Origin of the sequence: Flavobacterium sp. ACAM 123 (assembly GCF_000264055.1) — a bacterium.
Classification (GTDB): domain Bacteria; phylum Bacteroidota; class Bacteroidia; order Flavobacteriales; family Flavobacteriaceae; genus Flavobacterium.
The window spans coordinates 1-4891 of record NZ_AJXL01000166.1; the positions used below are offsets into that span (position 1 = coordinate 1).

Consider the following 4891-nt stretch of genomic DNA (forward strand, 5'->3'; position numbering starts at 1 on the left):
TTTTTTTGTTGTAATTTTGACTCTTAAAGATAAATTTTTTTGAGGACATCAATTTATAAGCCTATTCCCAATCCGAAATTGTTTAAGGAACAACTTCTAATTTGGTCACAACAGTTTCGAGAAGTCATTTTTATGGATAGTAATGATTATCCAGATCAGCATTCAAGTTTTGACTGTGTTCTAGCCGTAGATGCTTTTACGTCAATAAAAACCGATTATCATAGTGCTTTTGAGGATCTAAAACAATATCAGCAAACTACAAAAGATTGGCTTTTTGGTTATTTATCTTATGATCTAAAAAATGACGTGGAGGATTTGTATTCGAATAATTTTGATGGTTTGCATTTTCCGGATTTATTTTTCTTCCAACCAAAAAAAATAATTTTTATTAAGAGGGAATGAGCTCGAAATTCAATATTTAACAATGTGTGATGATGAAGTTGATGTCAATTTTAAAGAGATAATACTACAAACGAAGGACCTATCGTCTCAGGTGATACCACTTGAAATAAAACAAAGAATTTCAAAAGAAAAGTACCATGACAAAGTTTCAAAAATGCTCGCCCATATTCAGCAGGGAGATTTGTATGAGGCTAATTTTTGTATGGAATTTTATGCTGAAAATGCGATTATAGATCCATTGGATAAATTTCTTAAACTTAACGAAATTTCTCAACCGCCATTTGCTGTTTTTTTTAAAAACAATCACCAGTTTTTGCTTTCGGCGTCACCGGAGCGGTATTTGAAAAAAAAGGGAGAACTGCTTGTTTCACAACCAATAAAGGGAACTTCAAAACGATTTTCGGATCCAATTAAAGACGAAGAATCGAAGAATAACCTGGCGACAGATCCAAAAGAACGTTCTGAAAATATCATGATAACGGATTTAGTGCGTAATGACTTATCTCATACCGCGCAAAAAGGATCTGTTCAAGTTACAGAATTATGCGGTATTTATTCTTTTATGCAAGTCCATCAGATGATCTCAACGGTTACATCTAGATTAGATTACCAATATAGTGTGGTTGAGGCCATAAAAAAGTCGTATCCTATGGGGAGTATGACCGGTGCGCCTAAAATTTCGGCCATGAAAATCATTGAAGATTTAGAAGAGACAAAAAGAGGGTTGTACAGTGGGGCAGTGGGTTACTTCACGCCAAATGGAGATTTCGATTTTAACGTAATCATTAGAAGTATCTTATACAATCAGGAAAATCAGTACGTTTCCTTTTCTGTAGGCAGCGCCATAACATCTCTGTCGATTGCCGAAAACGAGTATGAAGAGTGTTTGCTCAAATCAAAAGCAATGCGTGAAGTGTTGCAATAATTTACATTCATAATTTGATATTGAATTTTAATCTTTATTTTTGAACTATGCTAGATAGACTCAAGAATCATATTGCTCAAAACTTCCCTTTTTTAGAAAACAAAAAACTTTTTCTGGCTATCAGTGGTGGTTTGGACAGTATTGTCATGGCTCATTTGTTCAGTCAATTAAACCATACAATTGCTTTGGCGCATTGTAATTTTCAATTGCGGGGATTAGAGAGTTTTGAAGATCAAAATTTTGTTCAGGATTATGCTGAAGCGAATGCTATTCCTATTTTTGTAACTCAGTTTGATACGGAGGCTTTTGCCAAAGATTACAAGCTTTCGACACAGGTGGCAGCTCGTGATTTGCGTTACAATTGGTTTTATGAATTATTGGAAACAGAAAACTTTGATTATATTCTCACAGCTCATCATGCTGATGACAATATAGAAACTTTTCTCATCAACCTAAGCCGAGGCACCGGACTTGAAGGTCTGGTTGGAATTCCAGCGCAGAATGACAAAATTATTCGTCCTCTATTGCCTTTTTCAAGGGAGGAAATCGCAAACTATGCCCATGAAAATAACATACGATGGCGAGAGGACAGTAGTAATGCCTCCGATAAGTACTTAAGAAATAAGATTCGTCACGATTTCGTTCCTTTATTAAAAGAACTAAACCCACAGTTTATTACCTCGTTTAAGAAAACACAATCTTACTTGCAGGAAGCACAAGTCATGGTTGAAGATGCTTCGATTATGGTCTACCAGCAGGTAGCGAGGCAAGAAGAGGAAGGAATCTATTTTGATTTAAATCAATTAAGAAAGTTACCCAATTATACGTCCTATTTATATCAGTGGTTGCATGAATTTGGATTTACCGCATGGGATGATATTTATGATTTGGTCGAAAGCCAATCAGGGAAGCACGTTTTTTCTGCTGAATTTCGATTATTGAAAGATAGAGATTCCTTAATTCTTAGCCCGCTTAACTTAAACAATAGTACGGAGGAATATTTTATTGACGCAGGAGTGGAAGACGTTAAGATTCCCTTAAAACTTAGCTTTTCTAAAGTGGATGACCTCTACATTCCTACAAATACGGCTATATTTGTCGATGCTGACAAATTACGTTTTCCCTTAGTCATACGTAAATGGAATGAAGGCGATAGTTTTCAACCTTTTGGGATGGAAGGCAAGTCTAAAAAAGTGAGCAAGCTTTTTAAAGATGCGAAATTATCCTTGTTAGAAAAAGAAAATATCTGGATTTTATGGTCAGAAAACACAATTGTTTGGATTGTTGGTCTAAGACAAGATGAACGATTTAGAGTAGATGTCAAAACACGGAATATATTAAAAATAGAATTAAAATAATGAAGAAATTATTATTTATCCTTATCACTTTTTTGGCTTTTGCCAATGGTTATGCCCAAATTCTTGATCCGGTAAAATGGACGACCAAAATTGAAAAAACATCAGACAACACTTATGTGTTGACTTTTGACGGTGTGATAGAAAAAGACTGGCATGTCTATTCGCAGTTTACTCCGGATGGTGGTCCATTGCCGTTAGAAGTTATTTTTAAAAACCAACAAGGGAATTTTAGTCTTGTTGGTAAGGCGAAAGAAAGTAAAACTAAAACGGCTTATAATGATATTTTTGAAGTAAGTGAAACGTATTTTCAAAGAAAAGCTCAAATTCAACAGATAGTTCATGTTACGAATCCGAAGGTTGTGACAATAGAAGCAGAGTTAAATTATCAGGTTTGTAAAGAAGTGTGCATCAATTTAGAGAAGAAATTTACTTTTTCCATACCAGGCGGTCCGGCGTTAGCCGCAGTGCCGAAAGCAACATTGCCAATTGCTGATCCTATGGCAACGGATTCGATAAAAGCAGATGTATTGGCTCCAAGTCTTGAAGCAAGCAATAATACTGTTGAGGCATCTCAGAAAGCGGTAGTGGAAGCTCCCAAATCAGTGACCCAAAGAGGATTGTGGTCTATCTTTTTTATTGCTTTTTTATCCGGTTTTGCTGCTTTACTTACTCCTTGTGTTTTTCCGATGATACCTATGACGGTAAGTTTTTTTACCAAGCAAAGTAAATCAAAAGCGAAAGGAATTAGAAATGCGATAATTTACGGGATCTCGATCATTGTTATTTATGTACTTCTTGGATTTTTTGTAACCTGGATTTTTGGTGCTGATGCCTTGAATGCTTTATCAACTAACGTGTGGTTTAATATTATCTTCTTTGTTTTATTAGTGGTTTTTGCCGCTTCATTTTTGGGTGCATTTGAAATTATGCTGCCTAATTCGTGGGCAAATAAAGTAGACAGTCAAGCAGATAGAGGAGGGATTATAGGGATTTTATTTATGGCATTAGCACTTGCGATTGTTTCGTTTTCGTGTACGGGACCGATAGTAGGTACGCTATTGGTGGAAGCCGCTTCTAAAGGAGGAATTGCTCCAATCATTGGAATGTTCGGTTTTTCATTGGCATTAGCCTTACCATTTATGCTTTTCGCTATGTTCCCAGGATGGTTGCATTCCTTACCAAAATCTGGTGGATGGTTGAACACGGTGAAAGTCGTTTTAGGATTTTTAGAATTGGCTTTAGCCTTTAAATTTTTATCAAATGCGGACTTGGTATTGCAATTGCATTTATTGGAAAGAGAAGTGTTCCTCGCGATTTGGATTGCTATTTTTGGAACATTGGCCTTTTATTTATTCGGAAAAATTACGTTACCACATGATAGTCCTTTGACGCATATTTCAGTAGGACGTTTAATGTTGGGATTGTTAGTTTTAAGTTTTACGGTATATATGATTCCTGGACTGTGGGGAGCGCCTTTAAAAATCATTAGCGCTTTTCCCCCTACAATGGAATACAGTGAAAGCCCTAACGGAGTAGGTGGTTCAGCAAGTGGCGTTGCGAGCATCATTTTACCGGAAGGAGCTAAAAGCGGACCTCATGGAATAGTAGTTTTTGATGATTATGAGAAAGGATTAGCTTATGCCAAAACAGTAAATAAACCAATTATGCTCGATTTTACAGGGTATGCCTGCGTGAATTGTAGAAAAATGGAAAATAATGTTTGGTCTGACGCTATGATTTTACCTATTCTAAATAATCAAGTGGTGCTTATATCCTTATATGTTGATGATAAACGGGACTTACCTAAAAGTGAACAGTTTATATCGAAAACGACAGGTTCTGAAATTGAAACTGTAGGGGATAAGTGGACTGATTTTATGATATCAAAATACAAAACCAATACACAACCTTTATATGTTTTAACGGATTTAGAAGGGAATAGCTTAAATAAAAATAAGCCAACAATCAGTTATGTGGGTATAGAAGAATATGGAACTTGGTTGAAAGCTGGAATTTCAAATTTTAAAGAATAATACTCTTTATATTTATTAGGTGGTTTAAAGTTTCATCAAATGAGCTTATGTTTTAATCTAAATCGTTCTCGTACTAGTCCTATAGCCTGTGCCTATTTAAGTATGATATGAAATAGTATAATAATCCCGGTAATATTTAGTACAAGTATATTGAATCGTTATAAACTAAAAAA

2 protein-coding genes and 1 pseudogene are annotated in these 4891 nt (G+C 35.4%); all 3 read left to right on the forward strand.

Features of this window, described 5'->3' with window-relative positions; all coding sequences use genetic code 11:
* Positions 1–39: 39 nt before the first annotated feature.
* The 3 genes and pseudogenes from A3SG_RS20335 to A3SG_RS0117450 all read left to right on the forward strand — a co-directional run bounded on the left by A3SG_RS20335 (position 40) and on the right by A3SG_RS0117450 (position 4718).
* Positions 40–1327: pseudogene (locus A3SG_RS20335) on the forward strand (anthranilate synthase component I family protein).
* A 47-nt stretch (positions 1328–1374) separates the two neighbouring features.
* Entirely contained in the window at positions 1375–2685 is a 1311-nt protein-coding gene (tilS, locus tag A3SG_RS0117445; protein WP_016991283.1) for a tRNA lysidine(34) synthetase TilS, read from the forward strand.
* Complete coding sequence (locus A3SG_RS0117450) at positions 2685–4718, forward strand: protein-disulfide reductase DsbD family protein (RefSeq protein WP_016991284.1); 2034 nt, start codon at positions 2685–2687, stop codon at positions 4716–4718. The genes tilS and A3SG_RS0117450 overlap by 1 nt, the downstream gene beginning before the upstream one ends.
* The last annotated feature ends 173 nt before the right edge of the window (positions 4719–4891 follow it).

Bases quoted from the DNA above. Each gene is read 5' to 3' on its own strand.
- tilS (WP_016991283.1), top strand. From the start codon at position 1,375: ATGCTAGATAGACTCAAGAATCATATTGCTCAAAACTTCCCTTTTTTA.
- A3SG_RS0117450 (WP_016991284.1), top strand. From the start codon at position 2,685: ATGAAGAAATTATTATTTATCCTTATCACTTTTTTGGCTTTTGCCAAT.